At 42.5% G+C, this 21,951-nt stretch carries 16 protein-coding genes; 13 read left to right on the top strand and 3 right to left on the bottom strand.

The window, feature by feature from the left end; translation table 11 throughout:
• Positions 1–456 precede the first annotated feature (456 nt).
• The 3 genes from AB4298_RS11960 to fadI all read right to left on the bottom strand — a co-directional run bounded on the left by AB4298_RS11960 (position 457) and on the right by fadI (position 4,284).
• The gene (locus tag AB4298_RS11960) at positions 457–657 is read right to left on the bottom strand and encodes a hypothetical protein (protein ID WP_249000824.1); all 201 of its coding nucleotides are present in this window, start codon (positions 655–657) and stop codon (positions 457–459) included.
• Between the two features lie 191 nt (positions 658–848).
• Complete coding sequence (gene fadJ / locus AB4298_RS11955) at positions 849–2,969, bottom strand: fatty acid oxidation complex subunit alpha FadJ (protein ID WP_371986882.1); 2,121 nt, start codon at positions 2,967–2,969, stop codon at positions 849–851.
• 4 nt (positions 2,970–2,973) lie between these two features.
• Positions 2,974–4,284, bottom strand: coding sequence for an acetyl-CoA C-acyltransferase FadI (fadI, locus tag AB4298_RS11950; RefSeq protein WP_371986881.1), 1,311 nt, complete (start codon positions 4,282–4,284; stop codon positions 2,974–2,976).
• A gap of 391 nt (positions 4,285–4,675) precedes the next feature.
• Between fadI and AB4298_RS11945 the strand changes: the two genes are divergently transcribed.
• The 13 genes from AB4298_RS11945 (at position 4,676) to AB4298_RS11885 (ending at position 21,933) form a co-directional block, all read left to right on the top strand.
• The gene (locus AB4298_RS11945) at positions 4,676–5,632 is read left to right on the top strand and encodes an AAA family ATPase (protein WP_249000827.1); all 957 of its coding nucleotides are present in this window, start codon (positions 4,676–4,678) and stop codon (positions 5,630–5,632) included.
• Complete coding sequence (locus AB4298_RS11940) at positions 5,632–6,561, top strand: DUF58 domain-containing protein (protein WP_249000828.1); 930 nt, start codon at positions 5,632–5,634, stop codon at positions 6,559–6,561. Before AB4298_RS11945 ends, AB4298_RS11940 begins: the two co-directional genes overlap by 1 nt.
• Positions 6,562–7,068 carry a DUF4381 domain-containing protein gene (locus AB4298_RS11935; RefSeq protein ID WP_371986880.1) on the top strand — a complete coding sequence of 169 codons (507 nt, stop codon included), beginning with the start codon at positions 6,562–6,564 and terminating at the stop codon, positions 7,066–7,068.
• Positions 7,062–8,060 (top strand): vWA domain-containing protein, encoded by a 999-nt coding sequence (locus AB4298_RS11930; protein ID WP_249000830.1) that lies wholly within the window; start codon positions 7,062–7,064, stop codon positions 8,058–8,060. The genes AB4298_RS11935 and AB4298_RS11930 overlap by 7 nt, the downstream gene beginning before the upstream one ends.
• A gap of 2 nt (positions 8,061–8,062) precedes the next feature.
• Positions 8,063–10,081 carry a VWA domain-containing protein gene (locus AB4298_RS11925; RefSeq protein ID WP_371986879.1) on the top strand — a complete coding sequence of 673 codons (2,019 nt, stop codon included), beginning with the start codon at positions 8,063–8,065 and terminating at the stop codon, positions 10,079–10,081.
• Positions 10,075–11,709: a BatD family protein gene (locus AB4298_RS11920; protein WP_371986878.1), complete on the top strand. Its 1,635-nt coding sequence runs from the start codon at positions 10,075–10,077 to the stop codon at positions 11,707–11,709. Before AB4298_RS11925 ends, AB4298_RS11920 begins: the two co-directional genes overlap by 7 nt.
• Before the next feature lie 252 nt (positions 11,710–11,961).
• Entirely contained in the window at positions 11,962–12,525 is a 564-nt protein-coding gene (locus tag AB4298_RS11915; RefSeq protein WP_249000833.1) for a sigma-70 family RNA polymerase sigma factor, read from the top strand.
• Positions 12,518–13,222 (top strand): DUF3379 domain-containing protein, encoded by a 705-nt coding sequence (locus AB4298_RS11910; RefSeq protein ID WP_249000834.1) that lies wholly within the window; start codon positions 12,518–12,520, stop codon positions 13,220–13,222. The genes AB4298_RS11915 and AB4298_RS11910 overlap by 8 nt, the downstream gene beginning before the upstream one ends.
• Positions 13,223–13,360: 138 nt before the next feature.
• Positions 13,361–14,812 carry a sodium/proline symporter PutP gene (gene putP / locus AB4298_RS11905; protein ID WP_249000835.1) on the top strand — a complete coding sequence of 484 codons (1,452 nt, stop codon included), beginning with the start codon at positions 13,361–13,363 and terminating at the stop codon, positions 14,810–14,812.
• A gap of 357 nt (positions 14,813–15,169) precedes the next feature.
• Positions 15,170–16,459, top strand: a complete 1,290-nt coding sequence (locus AB4298_RS11900) for an OmpP1/FadL family transporter (RefSeq protein WP_371986877.1) — start codon at positions 15,170–15,172, stop codon at positions 16,457–16,459.
• Between the two features lie 151 nt (positions 16,460–16,610).
• Positions 16,611–17,327, top strand: a complete 717-nt coding sequence (locus AB4298_RS11895; RefSeq protein ID WP_249000837.1) for an SIMPL domain-containing protein — start codon at positions 16,611–16,613, stop codon at positions 17,325–17,327.
• Between the two features lie 306 nt (positions 17,328–17,633).
• Positions 17,634–18,665: an efflux RND transporter periplasmic adaptor subunit gene (locus AB4298_RS11890; protein WP_371986875.1), complete on the top strand. Its 1,032-nt coding sequence runs from the start codon at positions 17,634–17,636 to the stop codon at positions 18,663–18,665.
• A gap of 52 nt (positions 18,666–18,717) precedes the next feature.
• On the top strand, positions 18,718–21,933 hold the full coding sequence (locus AB4298_RS11885) for an efflux RND transporter permease subunit (RefSeq protein WP_371986874.1): 3,216 nt from the start codon (positions 18,718–18,720) through the stop codon (positions 21,931–21,933).
• The last annotated feature ends 18 nt before the right edge of the window (positions 21,934–21,951 follow it).

Below are 21,951 nucleotides of genomic sequence, written 5' to 3'. Positions count from 1 at the left end.
CCAAACATTAAGTACACAACAGAAGCAGCTAGCTAATTGGGGGGTAACATTATGTTCAATTTAATTTTAAAAGTTTTTGGCACCGAAAAACAAAGCCGTAAGAAGGTTCAGCTCCCTGAAGGCCTAAATAAATTAGAAGTAATCCCAGCTAAAGGTTGGTGGAACTAACAAAGCTATTTGCGATATTGAGAGGTGTGACGATGCTTGATTCATTAATGAGATTTCTTGGATTAACAAAACCTGCACGCAAGAAGGTTCAATTACCTGAGGGCTTGAGCCAATTACAAGTGACCCCAGCAAGAGCATGGTGGAACTAAAGGTTATATCGCCAAAAACCAAAAAAGGAGCTTATGCTCCTTTTTTATTACAATAAGTTAATCTATAAAATCCTCAGACCCGCCTACCTGTCCCTTACCAGCTTTAGCTCTGCTTTAGGTGACTCACGACGGTCGGTAGTTACAAACTAATTGTTCGTCCCTGTTTACCCATCGCTTTTCGATAAGCCAGTTGTTTATGCGAATTAAGTAAAGGATAAGCGACAGGTCCAAGCAATGCTCCAGCAAATGCCCAGCGCTTAACAGGAAGACCCGCCTTAAAAGCAGCAATTCCTAAAGCATAGCCTGAATACAATAATATAAGCCCAATAACCAATTCCACTTATCTACACCTCACTTCAAATAAGTTAGCTATCCTAGCCATTAATCAAGCTGAGCCAGCATTATATAGACAAAATCAAAACAAAGAGAGCGTTTTTTAGGCAAACAACTACCTGTCGCGTATAAAAAAAACGGCATTTTACTGCCGCTTTTTTAACCACGCCTAATAAATACTTAATTTACAAACACTACTTAGCTAAAAAATCGTGAACCATCCTCAGCCATTTGTTTTAGCTTTGTGGCAGGTTCAAATCGATTGCCATAACGAGATTGATAGTTTTCTAGGATCTTAACCAAATTAGCAGCACCAAGTGTATCAATATAATGGAAAGGTCCACCTAAGAATGGTGGGAAGCCAATACCAAATATCGCCCCTATATCACCATCACGAGGGTTAGCGATAATATTTTCTTCTAAGCAACGCACCGCTTCGTTTAGCATTTGTACTACACAACGTTGAGCGACTTCCGATGCTTCAGTGTCAACACCAGGCTTTAAACCCAATACTGTATAAACAGTTTCATCAACTTGCTTAGCTTTCTTCTTGCCGCCGTATAAGTAGAACCCTTTACCGTTCTTACGTCCCTTTCTGTCGTCTGCTAGTAATTTATCAAATGCCGCAGGCGCTTTAAAACGCTCACCTAATTCTTTTTCAAGGATTGGTGAAATCTTAGCACCAACATCAATGCCCACTTCATCAAGCAAAGTCATTGGCCCTACAGGGAAACCAAATTTAACCAAGGCTTTATCAAGGTGCTCTACACTTTGCCCTTCTAGCAGTAATTGAGCAGCTTCATTCATATATAACGCGAGGATCCGATTAACATAAAAACCTGCACCATCTTGTACTACAATCGGTGTTTTACCTTGCTTCTTAGCAAATGCCACAGTGGTTGCAATTGTTTCAGGCGATGTTTTTTCATGTGCAATAACTTCAACTAACGGCATTTTTTCTACTGGTGAAAAGTAGTGCAGACCAATTACGTTTTCAGGTCTAGTTGCCGCTTCAGCAATTTTTCCAATAGGCAATGAAGAGGTATTAGAAGCAAAAATAGTATGCTTGCCACATTCACGCTCAACATCTTTAACCATTTGATGCTTAAGAGCTAAGTCTTCAAAAACCGCCTCAACAACGATATCTGCATCTTTAATGCCTTTGTATTCTGTCGTTGTAGTCATCAATGCCATCAGGTTATCACGTACTGCCGGCGTCATATGACGGCGCTTTACACCTTTATCAAGCAGTTTGTAAGCATACGCTAACGCATTACTCAGGCCTGTTTCGCTGATATCTTTCACACGAGCCGGAATTTTAGCTTTTGTGGTGGTAACAGAGGCAATCCCTCCCCCCATTAAACCACCGCCGAGTACCATTACCTTATTTACAGGTTTAGGCTCAACGTCACCTGCGCCAGTCTCTTTCTTCATTTCAGTGGTTGCAAAGAAAATACTACGCAACGCTTCAGATTCTTTCGACATCACAAGATCAGCAAAATGACTCGCTTCTACTTCTAATCCTTTAGTTATGCCTTTCGTCATTCCCTGCCTAACACAGTCAATGATCTTTGCTGGAGCAGGATAATTACCTTGAGTCTTTTTAGAGACTTGCTTGGCCGCTTGATCGAAAATAATATTTCGACCAGCACTCGTTCCTTCGAGCACTTGATTAATTAAAGACTGCTTCTTTTTCTTGGCTGGTCGTTTACCCGCAAGTGCCATTTCAACAGCTGTACGCAGTAGAATAGACTCTGGCACAGCATCATCGACTAAGCCCATCTTTAGTGCTTGCTTAGGGCGAAGTTGCTTACCCGTTAGCATCATATCAAGTGCTGTCGTTACGCCGACTAAACGCGGCAACCGTTGAGTACCACCACCACCAGGCAGTAACCCTAGTTGAACTTCAGGTACACCCATCATGGTTTTTGCATGCAGCGAACATACTCGCTTATGACATGCTAAAGCCAGCTCTAAACCACCACCAAGACACGCTCCATTGATAGCGGCAACAACGGGAATTGTTAAGCTCTCTAACTCATTGAATACAACATGCCCTTGTTGTGACAATAGTTTGGCATCGGCAGCAGTTTCACAGGCATCTAGCATTGAAATATCTGCACCTGCAACAAATGAGTCTTTTTTGCCCGAAATTAACACTAGCCCTTTGATACTATTATCGGCTTTTATCTCAGCAAGAACTTCACTGATCTCTGGGCCAAACTCACTGCGCAAGGTATTCATGGTTTCACCAGGCACGTCCATGGTCAATACCGCGATACCGTCTTCACGACGTGATAAATTAAATGTCTTTTCCATGTGATTACTCCACTTCAACAATCATTGCTGCACCTAAACCACCCGCAGCACATGCTGTTGCGAGACCTGTACCACCACCACGGCGTTTAAGCTCATGACAAACTTGTGTCACCAAACGCGTGCCCGTTGCAGCAAATGGATGACCATAAGCCAATGAGCCACCAAGTACGTTAAATTTACTCATATCGATTTCACCGATAGCACGGTTACGACCCAGCTTTTCTTCGGCAAACTTTTTCGAAGCAAACATTTGCATATTAGCGAGTGTTTGCGCTGCAAATGCTTCATGCATTTCAATCAAGGTTAGATCTTCTAGCTCCATCCCTGCACGCTTAAGTGCAAGTGGCGTTGCATAAGAGGGCCCCATTAACATGTCTTGCCACACATCAATAGCGGTAAAAGCGTAGCTCTTGATATAGCCAATAGGCGTATAACCTAATGCTTTAGCGCGACCTTCGCTCATCAATAACACTGCAGATGCACCATCGGTTAGTGGCGTACTGTTAGCAGCGGTGACTGAACCATGCTTACGATCAAATGCAGGGCGAAGCTTAGCGTAGGACTCTAAAGATGAGTTTTCACGGATATTATTATCGCGATCGATAAATGACTTGTAAGGAGGCACATGTGCAGCCATAACCTCTTCAGCTAGCTTGCCAGCATTCCAAGTTTCGGTCGCTAATGTATGAGAACGATGGGCCAATGCATCTTGATCTGCGCGGCTAATATTGTAAGTCTTAGCCATCTGCTCAGCCGTTTGCCCCATAGACAAACCTGTTGAGTATTCAGCAACCGCTGGCGGAACTGGTAATAAATCTTTTAAACCAAGGCGGCGGAAAATTGCTAGCTTCTGGCCAAAACTACGGGCCTTATTAAGGTCAACTAAAGCATGAGCGAGCTTTTTAGAAACACCAATTGGCAGTACCGACGAAGAATCTGCCCCACCTGCAATACCAATATCCATATTACCCGTCATGATAGATTCAGCTACGTTAACCGTAGATTGAAAACTGGTGGCACAAGCGCGCGTAACACTATAAGCATCGGTGCTAATATCCATCCCAGTGCCTAAAACGATTTCTCGAGCAATATTTGGCGCTGCAGGCATTTGAACAACTTGTCCATAAACCAGTTGTTCAATTTCTTTGGGATTTAGCTCTGAACGAGAAAGCAATTCATTAACGACCATCTTACCCATGTCTAATGCCGATACACCATGAAAAGCCGTTGCTTGCTTTGCAAACGGTGTTCGTAATCCCGATACAATCGCGATACGTTCGCCTCTTGCATTTTTCACCTGTTGTCTATCACTCATTTCTCGCCCTCTTATTCTGCTCGCTAGCTTTTAGCCGCGCGCTTTCTTATATCCTTGAGAAACCCATTTGCAATCAATCAAACAGGTCTGACCATCTAAAGTGTGATCTGATTCTAACTTCTTAGGGGCAGGTTTTAAACACTTGTTTGTTTTTTTGTATTAAAAACATCCAAAAGCCTTTTATTAACAATGATTAATATCTATAAATACAAATTTTGCTTTGAGCCATCTTATTGATAAGCCACCTAAATCAGAATCATTAGATAAAAAAGTAGGCAAAAGAAGATGATTTATCTGCATAAATAAAATTGAGACTAGCCAAACACCAATGGAATTTTTTACTATGTTGCTGGTCTATACCTAACTTACTTAAAATAAACCGAGTAGCATCATGCCTTTGAGTCGATTTCACGCGTTACGCGAATATTTAAACACTGTCATTTTAGGACAGCCTATTCTCACCGAGAATCTACTAATTGCATTAATAGCCGATGGCCACCTATTAGTTGAAGGTCCACCAGGTCTTGCTAAGACTCGAGCGGTAAAAGCCCTATGTGATGGTGTTGAAGGTGATTTTCACCGTATTCAATTTACCCCTGATTTATTACCAGCTGATTTAACTGGTACCGATATTTATCGGGCGCAAACCGCCACTTTTGAATTTGAGGCCGGACCGATATTCCACAACCTCATTTTGGCGGATGAAATTAATCGTGCTCCAGCAAAAGTGCAATCTGCTTTATTAGAAGCGATGGCCGAAGGCCAAGTAACTGTGGGTAAGCACAGTTACCAGTTACCTGAACTATTTTTAGTTATGGCAACACAAAATCCGCTAGAAAACGAAGGAACCTATCCACTACCAGAAGCGCAGCTCGACCGTTTCTTAATGCATTTGAATTTAGATTACCCAAGTGCAGAAACAGAGTTCCAAATTATGCGAATGTCTCGTAATGAGGCTTTAAAGCAAGAACTACCGCAAGTTGATCCCATTATCCAAGGAGATATATTTGCCGCTCGTGAACACGCCTTACAGATTTACCTCGCTGAGCCGCTAGAAAAATACATTGTCGACATTATTATGGCGACACGTAAACCCGAAGCTTATAGCCAAGAGCTCGCTAGCTGGCTTGAATATGGTGTAAGCCCTCGTGCAACTTTATCGCTTGAGCGCTGCGCACGCGCACGCGCTTATTTACATGAGCGTGACTTTGTATCACCGGAGGATATTCAAGCAGTAGCACCTAACGTGCTCCGTCATCGCCTACTGCTTAGTTATCAAGCTCAGGCTGACGGCGTCAGTGCTGACGATGTGATAAACCATATTCTTTCACAGGTTGCCGTACCTTAATGCCCTATACAAAACTGCCACTGTTTAGCGATGGCATTAATATTACGCAAAAAGAGCTACTTGCTTGTCAGAGCTTAGCCAAAGCTTTGCCAGAAAAACGCAGCAAAGCTAAAGCCAGCCTTGCAGGACACCGCGCTAGCCTAATAAAAGGCAGAGGCATGGAGTTTGCTGAAGTACGACATTACCAAAGTGGCGATGACGTACGCACCATAGATTGGCGTGTAACAGCAAGAACAGGTAAAGCGCACACTAAACTATTTGTTGAAGAGCGCGAACGACCCGTTTTAGTGTTACTCGATCTGAGTCATAGTTTGTATTTTGGCTCTAGCCTAATGTTGCAATCCGTGCAGGCAGCCCACCTTGCCACAACCCTTGGCTGGAGCGCTGTTATGCACGGTGACCGTTTAGGCGCCTTAATCGCGACAGAACAGGAGCACATTGAGCTAAAACCGCGAAGTCGCCAACAAGGTATTTTGCAAATGGTGTCAGCAATACAAAAGCTGCACCAACACCAACTGCAAAATATTGTGCAACAAAAACCAGAGCCAGATCATATGGCAAAGGCTTGCCAACGGTTACGCCGACTTGCTAAACCTGGCTCATTGATTTGGATTATTTCCGACGGAAGCCACTTTACTCCTGCCTGCTTAGCCGCGTTATCAGATTTAAAGCGCCATTGTGATATGGGTGCCTTTTTAATTACAGACCCACTACGCCAAGGTGAGTTAACACTACCAAAACACTTTCAATTACCGGTTCGAGAAGGTGGTAAAGAGCGAGTGATAGATCGCAATAGCTATGAGCAATGGCTTACAAATCAACTGCAACAACAACAGCAGTTTATAGAGATGATGCAAAAGCTCAATGTTGAAACCCGAGTTATTGATGCGGGACAACGCCTAAGCCAACAGTTAGGAGGGCTAAGATAGATGACGACTCCTGGAAACCCAGCGCTTGCAAGTTTAAAAGATATTCAACCACCTACTGAGATTGGGACTTGGCCGCTAGCCTATGGTTATTGGTTAGCGATATTTGCCGGTGTTGCACTGACAATAACCCTTATTTATTTGCTTAAGCAGCGTAGAAATAAATATGCTGTGCAAAAAGCAGCACTTAAGCAACTTGACGCTATGGATCTACAACATCCACAGTTTGTGATTGAGGTCAGTAGCCTATTAAAGCGCGCGGCAATGAGCACAACAAACCGGCAGCAGGTCGCTAAGCTGAGCGGTAATGACTGGACGCTATGGTTAAATGCACAAGTCAAAACACCTCAAGATGAGCTATGTCAGTTATTAGCTAAACGATTTCAGCCAAACTCTTTTAGCAACGAAGAAAAACAAAGACTCAAAATAGCAGCTCGTAACTGGTTAAAGTCTGCGCTCCCTTTGAAGCCAAGCAAGCACCAAACAAGTAGTGAGGTCTTACCATGTTAACCTTGGCTTGGCCGCTACTTTTATTATTGTTACCGCTGCCACTTATTTTTAGAAACAAACAACAGCCTAAAAACCTAGGTGGGCATTTACTGCTTCCTGGAGCCAGTTTACCGACGCAAATAGCAGCAACAGACAATAGCCAACACTCTAATAAACGTTATTGGTTAATTTGGTTTTTCGTAGTACTGGCTTGCGCTCGTCCACTTTGGGTTGGTGAGCCGATAGAGTTACCGACTAAAGGGCGCGATCTGATGCTATCTGTTGACCTATCAGGCAGTATGCAAATTGAAGATATGATCATTGACGGCAAAGTCGTTGACCGTTTTACGCTTATTCAGCATGTGATCACCGACTTTATCGAGCGCAGAAAAGGCGATCGTCTTGGGCTTATCTTGTTTGCTGATCATGCTTACCTACAATCCCCTCTAACACAAGATAGACGCAGTGTTGCTCAATACTTAACCGAGGCGCAAATTGGTTTGGTGGGTAAACAGACGGCTATAGGTGAAGCGATTGCTTTAGCCGTAAAGCGTTTTGATAAAGTTGAGAAAAGTAACCGAGTGTTAATCTTGCTAACCGACGGTTCAAATAATGCAGGAGCGATATCGCCCGACCAAGCTACCCAAATAGCCAAACAAAGAGGCGTTACGATTTACACCATAGGTGTTGGTGCAGATGTAATGGAGCGCAGAACACTCTTCGGTAAAGAGCGCGTTAACCCTTCTATGGATTTGGACGAGTCTCAATTGCAGAAAATTGCAGAACAAACAGGCGGGCAGTATTTTAGAGCACGCAATACCGAAGAACTTGAACAGATCTATCAAGTCATTGATACTCTGGAACCTGTAGCTAGAGATCAACTTAGCTACCGCCCGCAGTCAGAACTTTTTTACTGGCCATTAGCGATAGCCCTAATAGTTTCAATACTAATCTCGTTAACTCAAGTCTCTTTCTTTAGGGCTAAGCCCTATTTTAATAAAGGAGGACGTTAAGCATGCATTTTCTACGTCCTGAATGGTTTTGGGCACTATTACCATTAGCACTGCTTTTATTGACGCTATTTAAAAGCAAAGCCGCTAATTCAAGCTGGAGCCACTATATTGCCCCGCACCTAGCTAAAGTGTTAATTGGCGGTACTGCAAGTAACAAGAAAAACAACATTGGCTATTTAGCTACTGCTTGGTTAATCGCAGTGTTTGCCTTATCTGGACCAGCTTTAGAGAAAAAAGCACTGCCCGTTTATGAGTCAGCTCAGGGCCGAGTAATAGTCATGGATATGTCATTATCAATGTACGCAACTGATTTAGCGCCAAACCGACTAACCCAAGCTAAATTCCGCGCTACCGATCTTATCGCTGAACTCGCAGAAGGTGAAACAGGCTTAGTTGCCTATGCTGGCGATGCATTTACTATTAGTCCGCTTACACGAGACAAAGCCACGCTGTTAAATCTACTGCCAACATTAACCCCAAGTATTATGCCTGTTCGCGGATCAAACCTTGAAGCAGCTATCAGCCAAGCACAATCATTATTGAGCCAAGGTGGACATATTCGCGGTGATATCATTTTATTTACTGATGGTGTTTCTAGTAGTCAGTTTAAACGTGCAGAATCGTTACTTAGTGATAGTGCTTATCGGCTAACTATTATCGCCTTTGGTAGCCAACAAGGCTCGCCAATACAATTACCTGATGGACAACTGCTGCGCGATAACGCTAACCAAGTAGTGGTCGCTAAAACCAATTATGCCTTGCTAAAAGAATTAGCCAACGATGCCGATGGTATACTAGTACCTAGCCGAGCTGACGGGTCTGATTTAAACCAAATTACTCAATGGCTTGCCAATAGTAAAGACACTAAAGCGAGTGATCTTGAAGGTGAAACTTGGCAAGATCTTGGCCCCTACTTTGCCCTAATGTTGTTATTACCAGCTTTGCTTAGTTTCAGAAACGGACTTATTGCTAGTATTGCACTATTCGCGCTTCTACAACCCAGTGAACAAGCCTATGCCAATACTTGGGACAATATGTGGCAAACTCAAGATCAGCAAGCAATGAATGCTTATAACACCAAAGAGTTTGCCGCAGCAGCCGAACAATTTAACAATCCACAATGGCAAGCAAGTGCACTTTACAAATCAGGTCAGTATCAGCAAGCACTAACTGCATTTGAGAAAGATAACTCCGCTAGTGGTCTATATAACCAAGGCAACGCATTAATGCAGCTTGGTCAATATGCTGAAGCCCAAACACGTTATCAGTCAGCACTAGAACAACAAATAGATTTCGACGCTGCCAAAAGCAATCTAGCCCTTGCCAAAGAGTTAGAACAACAAAAGCAGCAAGACAATCAACAATCAGAACAAAATTCAGAGCAGGAAAATAAAGATCAACAGTCTAAGGACTCTCAACCTGACAAGCAGCAATCTGACAGCAATCAACCACAAAACAGTCAGTCTCAAGAAGGTCAATCGCAAGATAGTCAGCCTGGTGAACAGCAGCCTAAAGATAGCCAAGAAAAAGGTGAGCAATCACAAAATGGTAAGCCGCAAGGTGATGAGCAGACTCCTAAAGAATCTGAACAAACTCAGAAATCGCAACCAACTGATGACAACAAAGGCAGCAACGATGATAAAAATAATCAATCATCAGAGCCAGAGCCACAAAACGCAGCTCCTGCTGATTCAGAAGAAACGAGTAATGAAGCAGAAATGCAGGCGACTCCAAAAGCAAGTCAGCCTAAGCAGGCTGAAGTCGATAACCAAACTAATGAACCTATAGAACAACAAGCTCAGTCAGCAGCGCCGCAAAACAATGATACTCAAGCACAACAGCCGGCTGAGCAAGTAGCAGCTAGCGTGCAACCAACCGATGAGCCTTTGCCACCAGAAATGGAACGTGCTTTGCGCGCAATCGCAGATGATCCACAGGTGCTACTGCGTAATAAAATGCAACTTGAATATCAGAAACGTCGCCAACAAGGTATTAATTCTAAGGAAAACGAACAGTGGTAATACGTTATATTTTTACTCTCGCGATTATCGCACTAACAGCCGCTTTTCCTGCTAGCGCTTTGACGGTATTGCAAGCTTCTGTTGATCGTAACCCAATCATGGAAGGCGAAACATTCTTGCTTACCGTGACCGCTGACGATGATATTAAAAGCGGCAAACTCGATACTTCTGCACTGTTGAAAGACTTTATTGTAGGTCGTACAAGTATTAGCCGTAGTAAGAAGATTATGAACTTTGATGCCAGCAATGAAACTCGCTGGCAAGTTCTGCTTTCCCCCCGTGCAGCTGGCAATGTCGACATTCCACCATTTACTATAGATGGCGTGAGTTCCGGACCAATAACTATTTCAGTGTTAAAAACAGGCTCTCAGCCGCAGCAAATGCAAAACATCTTTATGCGCGCCAATCTATCAAATGAAGAAGCTTACGTCGGGCAAATGCTGACCTATAAAGTTAAGCTGTATTTGGCCTTAGAGCTACAAAGAGGTGTGCTTAACGCACCTGATTTAGATGGTGCGCAAATAAAACAACTTGGCGAAGACAAAGACAGTACAGAAATTGTTAATGGTCGTCGTTATCGGGTGATAGAGCGTAACTACGCCATAATTGCTGATCAACCTGGAGAATTGACCATTACTGGCGCTAGTTTTGCTGGTGACGTGTTAATCGAGTCTCGACGCAATGGCGCAATGTTCTCTTTTAATGAAAGCAGACCAACCCAAACTCAAGCACCAAAAATGACAGTACTCATTAACCCTATTCCGGCAGATTACCACGGAGAGTGGCTAGTATCCGACCTGGTCGTTCTCAAAGAAGACTGGCCTACCACAGCAGTTGAATACAAGGTTGGCGACCCTATTACCCGCACCGTGACACTACTTGCATCAAACACCGATGAAACGAGTTTGCCCGAGCTTACAATCACAGCGCCAGCATCGCTTAAAACCTATCCAGAAAAAGCGCAGCGAAATACATTTTTACGCGATAACCAGATGGTTTCGCAACTAATGCAAACGACGGCAATTGTCGCAACCCATGCCGGCACTTTCACACTTCCTGAAATTAAAGTGCCTTGGTGGAATCCACATCTAAATAAACAACAATACGCGACACTACCTGCTCGCACTATTGTTGTAAAAGGAGGCGTAGCTCTTTCACCAGTGCAAGACACTTATGTCGCAGCGCAAACAACCGCTGAGCAGAATCCATTTTGGCAGTGGTTATCTTTAGTTCTGGGCTTATTATGGCTAGGAACGCTGATACTGTGGTTAAAAGCACGTAAACAGCTACAAGTGCAAAGCAATACAGAACAAGTATCAACAGCTACTACGCCATCAAGCCTTAAGGCACTAAAAGCGGCTTGTGATGCCCAACAGGCAACTGCAGTATTAAATAGTTTAACGCGATATTACAGCGAGCTATATGCTCAGCCGATGTCGTTAACTCACATTGCTGCAACCGATGAGTCTCTAGCCTCAACAATTAGCCAGTTGCAACGAACAGCCTATAGCGCAGATAAGTTGCCAAGCAATATCGACTATGCCAAGCTTTTTGGTATTGTAAAAGCGACCAAATTACTGTCAGCAAAAAGCAACAGTTCAGCATTGACCAAACTCAATCCCAATTAATTTACTCATCAAGAGTCGATGGATAAGCGAGTTCACTAAAAGAATTAGCTTAACCATCGTTCAGCTCTAGGTATCACTTTCATCAACTTTTATATGCGAAATCAAGCTCATAAATATACTACTCACCTAAACTAAGACTCATTGCTTTTTATCTAAAAATACATCACAAAATAGTCAGTTAAATTTAACAATTGGTATTGTGCCCACATCAAAGGTAAGCTGTGTTCATCGTTTAGGTCAGAAAAATAAAAAATGTTTGATAGTTGGCGAAATAAAAAATCAAAGTCCACGGTCTCTTCAGACATGGTTAGCAAACAACGACGATACGATAGCCTTGTCAGGGCACTTCATGCAGATATATATCGCTTTGCCTATTGGCTTTGCGGCGATAAACATATTGCAGAAGATATCACTCAGGAAACATTTCTTCGTGCATGGCGTTCGCTTGATTCGTTAAAAGATGAAAAAGCCGCTAAGTCTTGGTTGATCACTATTTTACGCCGAGAAAATGCACGACGCTTCGAACGTAAACAACTCAATTATTCTGATGTCGAACAAGAGTTCATTGAAGACACGTTTTCAGGAAGCACTGAAGAACATGCTGAGCAGCATTTGCTACAAAGACAAATTTCAAAGCTAGAACTTGAATACCGTGAACCATTATTACTGCAAGTTATCGGTGGGTTTAGCGGTGATGAAATCGCTAAAATCCTCGACTTGAACCGTAATACCGTTATGACACGTTTATTTAGAGCGAGAAACCAACTTAAAGATGTACTCGAACAACCTACGCACAGGGGTCAATCCAATGGATGAGCTTAAGTTTCGCCGCCAGGCCTACAGTGAACCTAATAACCAAGATCCTGACTTTCTTAATGCAACAATGGAGTCGGCGGAAAGAGAAGCTTTCCTTAATGATCTAAAAGGCTTAGATAATAAAATCGAACGGGCATTAAAAGTTGATGTACCGGACGATCTTGCTGCTAAATTACTACTAAGGCAACAACTACAGCAACACCATTCCCAGCGTCGTAAAACTGGATTTGCTTTTGCTTTGGTTGCATCTGTCGCGTTTTTAGCGGGAATGACATTTACTTTACTAAGAATGGCGCCCGTCGATTTAAGTCAGCATGCGCTGGCCCATGTTTACCATGAAGACAAAGCACTACATGCCGATCAGAATGTACAATATCAGGATGTAAACTTTCAACTGGCCTCACTCACTGGTGGTCAAAATATGAAGTTTACTCAACAACCTGGCAAAGTGTTTTACAGTACCTATTGTGATTTTCAAGGCGTACAAAGCCTCCATTTAGTAATGCAAGGTGAACAAGGTAAAGTGACTTTGTTTATTGTTCCTCTTGAAGACAGACTCGTTCTTGAAGAAGCATTTGCAGATAGTAAGTACAAAGGCATGGGCTTTGAAACAGATAATGCCTATATGTTACTCGTAGGTGAGCAAAGCCAAGATCTCAACTTCGTTAAAAATGAAATAAAGCAAACATTCATCTAATTCGTTTACAACCAATAATACTAATCCGGCATTATTGGTTGTAATCCATCACATTTCCCCCCTTTATTGGGCTCAAGCTCATAGTTCTGTTAACATAGCGCTCCCACACATAGAAAATACAAGAAGCGTGAATCACACATGACAATTGAATTACCCATTTTAATTACTTTTATAGGCTATCTATCTTTAATGATGGGTATTGGCTTATGGGCTTATAAAGCCACCGACTCAGTCGACGACTACATTCTTGGTGGCCGCGGTATGGGTCCTGGTGTAACAGCATTAAGTGTTGGTGCATCTGATATGTCTGGCTGGTTACTTCTAGGTTTACCTGGTGCAGTCTATCTAGGTGGATTAGGTGAAGCTTGGATTGGATTTGGCCTCGTTTTTGGTGCTTGGTTAAACTGGCTGTTCGTTGCTAAGCGTTTAAGAATATATACCGAGTTTACCGATAACGCACTTACCCTCCCCGACTTTTTTGAAAAACGTTTTGAAGATAATAAAGGCATATTAAAGTTAGTTTCTGCGGTAACGATTTTAATATTCTTCACCTTTTATGCATCATCGGGCATGGTTGGCGGCGCAATACTGTTTGAAAAAGTATTTGGCTTAGACTACACCTTAGCGCTAATCATTGGATCTACTATTATTGTGGCCTATACCTTTGTGGGCGGTTTCTTTGCTGTTAGCTGGACTGACTTTTTTCAAGGCTGCTTAATGCTGGTTGCATTGCTAATTGTACCTGTAGCAATTATGAGCCAACCAGAAACACAAGCTGGCTTGGAAAACATCGATCCAAATATGTTGGCTTTTTTCAACAAAGACACCACAGTGCTGGGCATCATATCGCTACTTGCTTGGGGACTAGGTTACTTTGGTCAACCACATATTCTGTCTCGCTTTATGGCGATTGGCTCGCCAAATGATATCAAAGTATCACGCCGTATCGCGATGAGCTGGATGCTACTTGCCCTTATTGGTGCTCTTGCAACGGGTATTGCCGGTAGCCTTTACTTTGCCGCTGAGCCGCTAACTAACCCTGAAACGGTATTCATTCATTTGGCTCATGCTGCGTTTAATCCATGGATTGGTGGCTTACTCATCGCTGCAATTTTATCAGCCATTATGAGTACAATTGATTCCCAACTTTTGGTTTGTTCAAGTGTCATCACTGAAGATTTCTATAAGAAGTGGTTGCGCCCGCAAGCGCAAAGTAAAGAGCTAATGCTAGTAGGACGTATTGGTGTATTGGCCATTGCTATCATTGCAGGGGTTGTTGCACTAAATCCTGAAAGTAGCGTACTTGGCTTAGTCAGTTATGCTTGGGCTGGTTTTGGCGCAGCATTTGGCCCAGTGGTATTGCTTTCATTATTTTGGCGCGACTATAGCCGCAATGGTGCAGTAGCAACAATTGTAGTTGGTGCATTAACTGTCATCATCTGGAAAGAGCAAACAGGCAATATTTTTGATATCTATGAGATATTACCAGGCTTTATTTTGGCGACGATTTCCGGTGTTATTGTGAGTAAAATCCAAGGCCCGGCGGAGAGTATTAAGCAGCAGTTTGATAGCTTTGAAGCAAAATTATAAGCCCTAATAATTACAATATAGATAAAAAGCGTACACTTGTACGCTTTTTTATTTTTCAACATAACCTCTTTATATTTCTGCCAGTTACAAGCCGTTAACGAATAATCAAACCCCTAGCATGCCGCAAGTGCGTGCTGCCTATACCTTCTTTTGACTATTTCAATTGCTAGCTGGATTTACCGACATAAAATAACTTCGTAATTAACTAATAATTAACAAAAAGACGTTGCTGGTCGGAGTTGTTAGCTTGCCAACATCTACCTACTATGCACTGGTCTAATAAGTGGATCTTGCCGCTAATCATGAAATTAGCCCTTAATTAAGCAAGACCAGAAAAATATAATAGAGATGATAATAATGAAGAATTTCAACAAGACTCTTATTGCAGTATCAGTCGCTCTAGCAAGCACACAAACAATGGCTGCTGGTTTCCAGCTAAACAGCCAATCAGCAACAGGTATCGGCCGTGCTTTCGCCGGTGACGCCGTGATTGCTGATAACGCATCAGTACTTTCACGTAACCCAGCAGCTATGGCATTGTTTGATGAGAAACAACTGTCTATGGGCTTAACTTATGCTGACGTGCAAGTTGAAGTACAAGATGTGTTTGTAAACTCAAACTTAGGTGAAATTCACTACGGTAGTGTTGATGACGCTGCTGAAGCTAAAGTTATCCCTAACTTTTACTATGTTAGCCCAGTAAACGATAAGTTTGCCTACGGTGTAGCTATGTTCAGTAACTTTGGTACAGGTACTGATACTACTGATTTATCAAATAACATGGCAATGGGCGTTTTGCCTGCTCCTATCGATTTACTTGGTAAGACAGAAGTCACTACGATCAACTTCAACCTGAGTGCGTCTTACCGTATCAATGACAACCTAAGTGTTGGTGCTGGTCTTGATGTTATTTATGGCTCAGGTGTATTGACCCGTGGTGGTGCTATGCCATCAGCTCAAGGTCCACAACACCTTGATCTAGTTGATGTCGATGCTGACGGTATCGCATTTGGTGGTATCGTTGGTGCTGTATATGAAATCAATGCTGATCACCGTTTTGGTGTGAGCTACCGTTTCAGCCCTGAGTTTACTGCCGACGGCACTGTAATGTCTTCTTTTGTTGATTACGAAGAAATCAACATTCCAATTCCAGACATCTTTCAAGTGGCTGGCTTCCACCAGTTAACTGATACATTTGCCCTGCACTACACAGCGCAAATGACGACTTGGGGTGACTTCCATGAGATCACACTTGATCCAGGCCAGGTGCCATTAAAGAAATATGCTTGGGATGACTCATGGTTATTCAGTGTAGGTGGTACTTACACACTAAATAACAACTGGACACTACGTGCAGGCTACATGTTCGACCAAGGTGTTGTTGGGGAAGTGAGCTCTATCTCTATCCCTGATTCAGATCGTCAGTGGTACACAATGGGTGCGACTTACAATCTATCAAAGCACACTAGCCTAGATTTCGGTATCGCATTCGTTCGCGGTGAAGAAACTCAGCTAACTGAGCAAAGTGCAATTTTAGGTTTGGTTGGCCAGCAAATGCCTAGTCTTGGTGATGATTTAGGTACAGTGCACGCAACAACTACGTCAAACGCAACTTACTACTCTATCCAATACAACTATAAGTTCTAAGCTAAGCGCTTAATTGTATTAATAGATAAAACGCCGCACCTAGTGCGGCTTTTTTATTAGCAGAAATAAAGCTAAACATAAAAGTAAATTCATTGTTTTATTCACTTATTCCTTGCTAAGTTAAAGGCATCATTTTCATCCCGAGAATATAATGTCTAAGAATAATGCCCTTCCCGCCTTAATCCTTGGTAGCTTGCTTTGCTTAGGTTTAGTTATGCTAGGCAATACCGTTGGCGACAAACTGATAAAAATGAAAGCGATGGAGCGAACTGTAACCGTAAAAGGTTTAGCTGAAAAAGAAGTTAGAGCCAACGTGGCGATATGGCCAATTCGCTTTACCGAAGTTGATAATGACCTTAATAATCTATACCAAACAGTACAAGTTAAAACCAATAAGGTCGTAGATTTTTTAAAACAACAAGGTTTTAGTGATGATGAAATAACCATCGCGCTTCCAGCAATCGATGATAGGCAAGCTCAAGGTTATGTCGATCCAAACGTTAAATACCGTTACGCAGCTAAAATATCTATCTCCTTGTATACCAATAAAGTTGATTTATTACTGAGCACCCGCACCAATATGCTTAGCCTTGCTAAAGATGGCATTGCGATTTCAGATCAGGATTACAATAGTAAAGCGCAGTTTCTATTTACAGAGCTAAATAGTGTCAAACCTGACATGATCCAGTCTGCAACTCAAAACGCCCGTCAAGTAGCTGAAAAGTTTGCCAAAGACTCAGACTCAAAGCTTGGCAAAATCAAAAAAGCAGCCCAAGGGCAATTTAGTATTAACGACCGTGATAGTAATACGCCTTATATAAAGAAAGTCCGTATCGTCTCTACTTTAACTTATTACCTCAACGATTAACTAACTTGGCTCCCTTCAAAGCATAGCGTTAAACTAACGCTATGCTTTGCTCATAAAACTCACTTATCACTATCACCTTTTTAATTAACTCAACCGCTGCTATTACTGTTCGCCCTGACCGCTTATTTTCTTAATTGGCCCAAACCCGATAGCGTTCTCTTCTAGCGGCTATCTTAGAGTGCAAGCGATCCAATCATTCATCGTATTTTTCTAATAAATAATTATTGCATGAAAAAACCACATCCATTAGAATTATTGCATAGACTAAATTTGTGCTCTTGGATATGTATCAATATGGCTATTAATATGACAAATACATTATTGCGTTATCTTGCTTTAACAGCACTGGTCTTTTTTAGTATTACAGCCAATGCCAGTAAGCCTTTCGACACTATTTCGGTGCAAGTACAGTTATATCCAAATACCGTTTCAATTGACGCATTCATTGAACCAACCAAAGCCGCCACAGTTTCAGCACAAACATCAGGGCGGATCATCAAATTAAACTACGACGTTAATGATGTTGTTCAGCAAGGGGCATCATTGCTCGAGATCACTAGCATAGAACAAGGTGCACAGCTTGCAGCAAGCAAAGCTGACTACGCTAAGGCCGAGGCAATTAATACCGAGGCGCAACGGCAATTACAGCGTTATCAAACATTATTCCCTAAAGGGGCAATATCTAAGGGGGAAATGGATCAAGCCGAAGCTAATGCCAGCTCTGCGGCGCAAGAGTTAACTGCCGCAAATGCCCGCATAGCTCAAGCTTTAGAATCATTAAACTATACGGTTGTAAGCGCACCTTTTTCAGGGATAGTTACGCAGCGCCATGTAGAAGAGGGGGAAGCCGTAACAAACGGCCAAGCACTATATTCAGGATACGCAGTAAAGCCTATGCGTGCGATTGCACAAATCCCTCAGCGGTATATGGCATCCATAGAACGACAACCAAAGTTAAGCTTGACCCTTGCAAACGGTGAGGTGATTGAAAGTGAAGCCTTAACTGTTTTCAGTTTTGCCGACCCGCAAAGCCACAGTGTAAAAATCAGAATAACCTTACCTGAAAACATCGACGGGGTCGTTCCTGGAAGCTTTATTAAAGCTCATTTTGTTAGTGGCCACCGTCGCAGTATTTTTATTCCCCAAAGTGCTCTAGTAAGCATTAATGAGCTAAGCGGAGTTTACTTACAACAGGGGAATACTTGGGTACTTAACCAAATAAGAACAGGATTAAAAAACGGAAAAAATATCGAGGTTCTATCAGGATTAGCAGACGGTGAACGAATAGCAAAAGACGGCTACCAAGCAATGATGACTCTTAGTCAAAATCAACCTTAATGCCTCATATATTGCTGGCACTTTCGCACGCATAGTTTAGGGATGTAATCTAATGCAAAACCAATCGAATTTAGGCTTCTCAGGTCGAATCGCTGCTGCTTTTCAATCCAGCGCTATAACACCACTTCTAGCGTTACTTGGCTTGCTGCTGGGCTTATTTGCAATAATGGTAACTCCAAAAGAAGAAGAACCTCAAATTGATGTCACTTTTGCGGATGTGTTCATTGCTTTTCCGGGAGCAACTCCTCGGGAAGTTGAAAGTTTAGTCACTTTGCCAACCGAGCAACTACTCTCAGAACTAAAAGGGATAGACACTCTTTATTCTTTTTCTCAGCCCGATGGCGCCCTATTTATCGTGGCATTTGACGTAGGGATTAAACGCAACGATGCCATTATAAACATTTACAACCAGTTGCATTCAAACCTTGATAAATTACCACTTAATGCTGGTGTTCAAGCTCCACAGATTAAACCACGGGGTATCGATGACGTTCCCATTGCTAGTCTTACCCTTTGGTCCAAAAATCCACAAGTCTCAGCAGAGCAGCTAACTCATATCGCTAATGGATTGGAAACGGAGTTAAAACGTATTCCTGGCACAAGGGAAATAGACTCTGTCGGCGATCAACAACTCACGCTTAACGTCAGAATCGATCCACTAAAAATGAATTACTATGGCGTTTCTTTAGAAGATATAAACCAAAGCCTTAATAGTAACAACTATATTTCAATGCCAGTGTCGCTTATCCAAGCTAATCAGGAAATAAAAGTACAAACCGGACAGTTTTTACAAAGTGTAGAAGACGTAAAACAACTTGTTATTCGAGTGAGACTAGATAGCGAAGGGCAAGCATCGCCAATTTATCTTGCCGATGTCGCCAAGATCACCCTCAAGTCACAACTGCCAGTAAAAAGTGCGTGGCATGGTGATAAACAAAATGTATATCCTGCTGTAACCATCGCCATAGGTAAACAGCCTGGTATAAATGCCGTTGACGTCGCGGAGGCAATTTTAGCGCGGGTGGCTAAGCTTGAAAATGTATTGATCTCTGCAAATGTTGAAGTGAGCATCTCACGAAATTATGGAGAAACAGCAGGCGATAAAGCCAATACGCTGATCTTAAAACTCGGATTCGCAACCTTAGCGGTGGTTATTTTGGTGCTTTTCACCATGGGAATTAGAGAAGCGATGGTTGTTGGCGCAGCCATAATAATTACCCTTGCATTAACCCTATTTGCCTCATGGGCCTGGGGCTTTACGCTAAATCGGATCTCACTATTTGCTCTAATTTTTTCCATTGGAATCTTAGTTGATGACGCCATTGTCGTCGTTGAAAATATTCACCGACATATGGCTATGGGCAAACGCTCATTCTCAGAGTTAATTCCAGTCGCAGTTGATGAAGTTGGCGGTCCAACAATTCTGGCCACTTTCACAGTTATTGCAGCGTTGCTACCGATGGCATTTGTATCAGGGTTAATGGGTCCTTACATGAGCCCGATCCCTATAAATGCCAGTATGGGGATGCTTATATCTCTCGCTGTCGCATTTATGATCACCCCTTGGTTAAGCAAAAAACTGCTTAAACACAAGAATTCAACAGCTAAGAATACGGCTGATACAATAACTAACGGCACAATGTCTGCAGTCTTTAATCGCCTAATTGGGCCATTTGTTATTGGCAGCAATGCCCGAAAAGCACGTTTTGGCCTTTCAATAGCGATCATATTCCTTATCGCTGCTGCAATCGCGTTACCTGCAACCAAACTAGTTGTGCTAAAAATGCTGCCATTTGACAATAAGTCTGAATTTCAAGTCATGGTCGACATGCCCGAAGGCACACCCGTAGAACAAACTCAGAAAGTACTCAAGGAGCTAGGCCACTATCTGAAACAAGTTGAAGAGGTTAACAGTTACCAGCTTTATGCAGGGACCAGTGCACCGATGAACTTTAATGGCTTAGTACGTCATTATTTTTTACGCCAAACTCAAGAGTTAGGTGACATCCAAGTCAACTTAGTCGACAAACAGCATAGAGCGCGCGATAGCCACAGCATTGCTCTTTCGGTTCGACAACCATTGCAAGCAATTGGTGATAAATATGGTGCCAATATAAAAATTGTTGAAGTACCGCCAGGACCACCAGTTTGGTCGCCTATTGTGGCAGAAGTTTATGGTCCCAGTCAGGCTATTCGAGAGCAAGCAGCAAATCAATTACTCAGTGTCTTCAAAAAAACTCAAGATGTTGTCGATATTGACATCGACCTGCCTTATTCTGCTGCTAAATGGCAGGTCATTATAGATCGTAGTAAAGCCAGTCTATTAGGTGTGCCCTATCAGCAAATCGTCGACTTGGTCGCTACAGCTTTAGGTGGTAAAGATATGACTTACCTTTATAAACCTAACCAAAAACAGCCTGTACCTATTAATATTCAGTTGGAAGACGGCGATAAAGTCGATTTACAGCAACTGCTTAATCTGCATCTAACCGGACAAAGGGGTAACACCATTCCATTATCTGAACTGGTTAGAATAAAAAAAGGCACAATAGATAGCCCGATTATTCATAAAAATATGATCCCAATGATCATGGTAGTCGCTGATATGGCGGGTCCGCTCGACAGTCCGCTTTACGGTATGTTCGACATGGTGAATCAAATTAATAGTAAGCCCGAACTCGATTTCAAACAGCACTTTATAAAGCAACCTAATGGTTTAGATAACCTCGCTATATTATGGGACGGCGAATGGAAAATTACCTATGAAACCTTTAGAGATATGGGCATTGCATATGCTGTAGGTATGATTGCTATTTATTTACTAGTTGTCGCGCAATTTAAGTCTTATACCGTGCCACTTATCATTATGGCGCCTATTCCACTTACCATTATTGGCGTTATGCCCGGCCATGCCTTGCTAGGAGCGCAATTTACCGCCACCTCTATGATAGGCATGATCGCGCTCGCGGGAATTATTGTCAGAAACTCCATCCTGTTAGTTGATTTTATTCATCAAGAAACGACCAATGGAGTCTCACTCGAACAAGCGGTGATCCGCTCAAGCATAGTCAGAGCAAAACCGATAATGCTTACAGCTCTTGCAGCTATTATAGGTGCGCTATTTATTATTGATGACCCTATCTTTAACGGCTTAGCCATTAGTCTTATCTTTGGCATTTTGATTTCAACCTTACTAACCCTGATCGTCATCCCAGTACTTTATTACGCTGTAATGAAAAAACGTTATAGTCATAGCAGGGAATATTAAAGCCCCTTTGCTGGGCAA

This window comes from Shewanella sp. 10N.261.52.F9 (genome assembly GCF_041471165.1).
Lineage (GTDB): Bacteria > Pseudomonadota > Gammaproteobacteria > Enterobacterales > Shewanellaceae > Shewanella > Shewanella marinintestina.
Note: the sequence above shows the minus strand (reverse complement) of the source record. Positions and strands in the feature narration are given on the sequence as shown.

What these genes read in the sequence shown, in the direction of transcription:
- AB4298_RS11945 (WP_249000827.1), top strand. Translation starts at nt 4,676, where the DNA reads ATGCCTTTGAGTCGATTTCACGCGTTACGCGAATATTTAAACACTGTC.
- AB4298_RS11935 (WP_371986880.1), top strand. Translation starts at nt 6,562, where the DNA reads ATGACGACTCCTGGAAACCCAGCGCTTGCAAGTTTAAAAGATATTCAA.
- AB4298_RS11915 (WP_249000833.1), top strand. Translation starts at nt 11,962, where the DNA reads ATGTTTGATAGTTGGCGAAATAAAAAATCAAAGTCCACGGTCTCTTCA.
- AB4298_RS11930 (WP_249000830.1), top strand. Translation starts at nt 7,062, where the DNA reads ATGTTAACCTTGGCTTGGCCGCTACTTTTATTATTGTTACCGCTGCCA.
- fadI (WP_371986881.1), bottom strand. Translation starts at nt 4,284, where the DNA reads ATGAGTGATAGACAACAGGTGAAAAATGCAAGAGGCGAACGTATCGCG.
- AB4298_RS11895 (WP_249000837.1), top strand. Translation starts at nt 16,611, where the DNA reads ATGTCTAAGAATAATGCCCTTCCCGCCTTAATCCTTGGTAGCTTGCTT.
- AB4298_RS11940 (WP_249000828.1), top strand. Translation starts at nt 5,632, where the DNA reads ATGCCCTATACAAAACTGCCACTGTTTAGCGATGGCATTAATATTACG.
- AB4298_RS11910 (WP_249000834.1), top strand. Translation starts at nt 12,518, where the DNA reads ATGGATGAGCTTAAGTTTCGCCGCCAGGCCTACAGTGAACCTAATAAC.
- AB4298_RS11925 (WP_371986879.1), top strand. Translation starts at nt 8,063, where the DNA reads ATGCATTTTCTACGTCCTGAATGGTTTTGGGCACTATTACCATTAGCA.
- fadJ (WP_371986882.1), bottom strand. Translation starts at nt 2,969, where the DNA reads ATGGAAAAGACATTTAATTTATCACGTCGTGAAGACGGTATCGCGGTA.
- putP (WP_249000835.1), top strand. Translation starts at nt 13,361, where the DNA reads ATGACAATTGAATTACCCATTTTAATTACTTTTATAGGCTATCTATCT.
- AB4298_RS11890 (WP_371986875.1), top strand. Translation starts at nt 17,634, where the DNA reads ATGACAAATACATTATTGCGTTATCTTGCTTTAACAGCACTGGTCTTT.
- AB4298_RS11885 (WP_371986874.1), top strand. Translation starts at nt 18,718, where the DNA reads ATGCAAAACCAATCGAATTTAGGCTTCTCAGGTCGAATCGCTGCTGCT.
- AB4298_RS11900 (WP_371986877.1), top strand. Translation starts at nt 15,170, where the DNA reads ATGAAGAATTTCAACAAGACTCTTATTGCAGTATCAGTCGCTCTAGCA.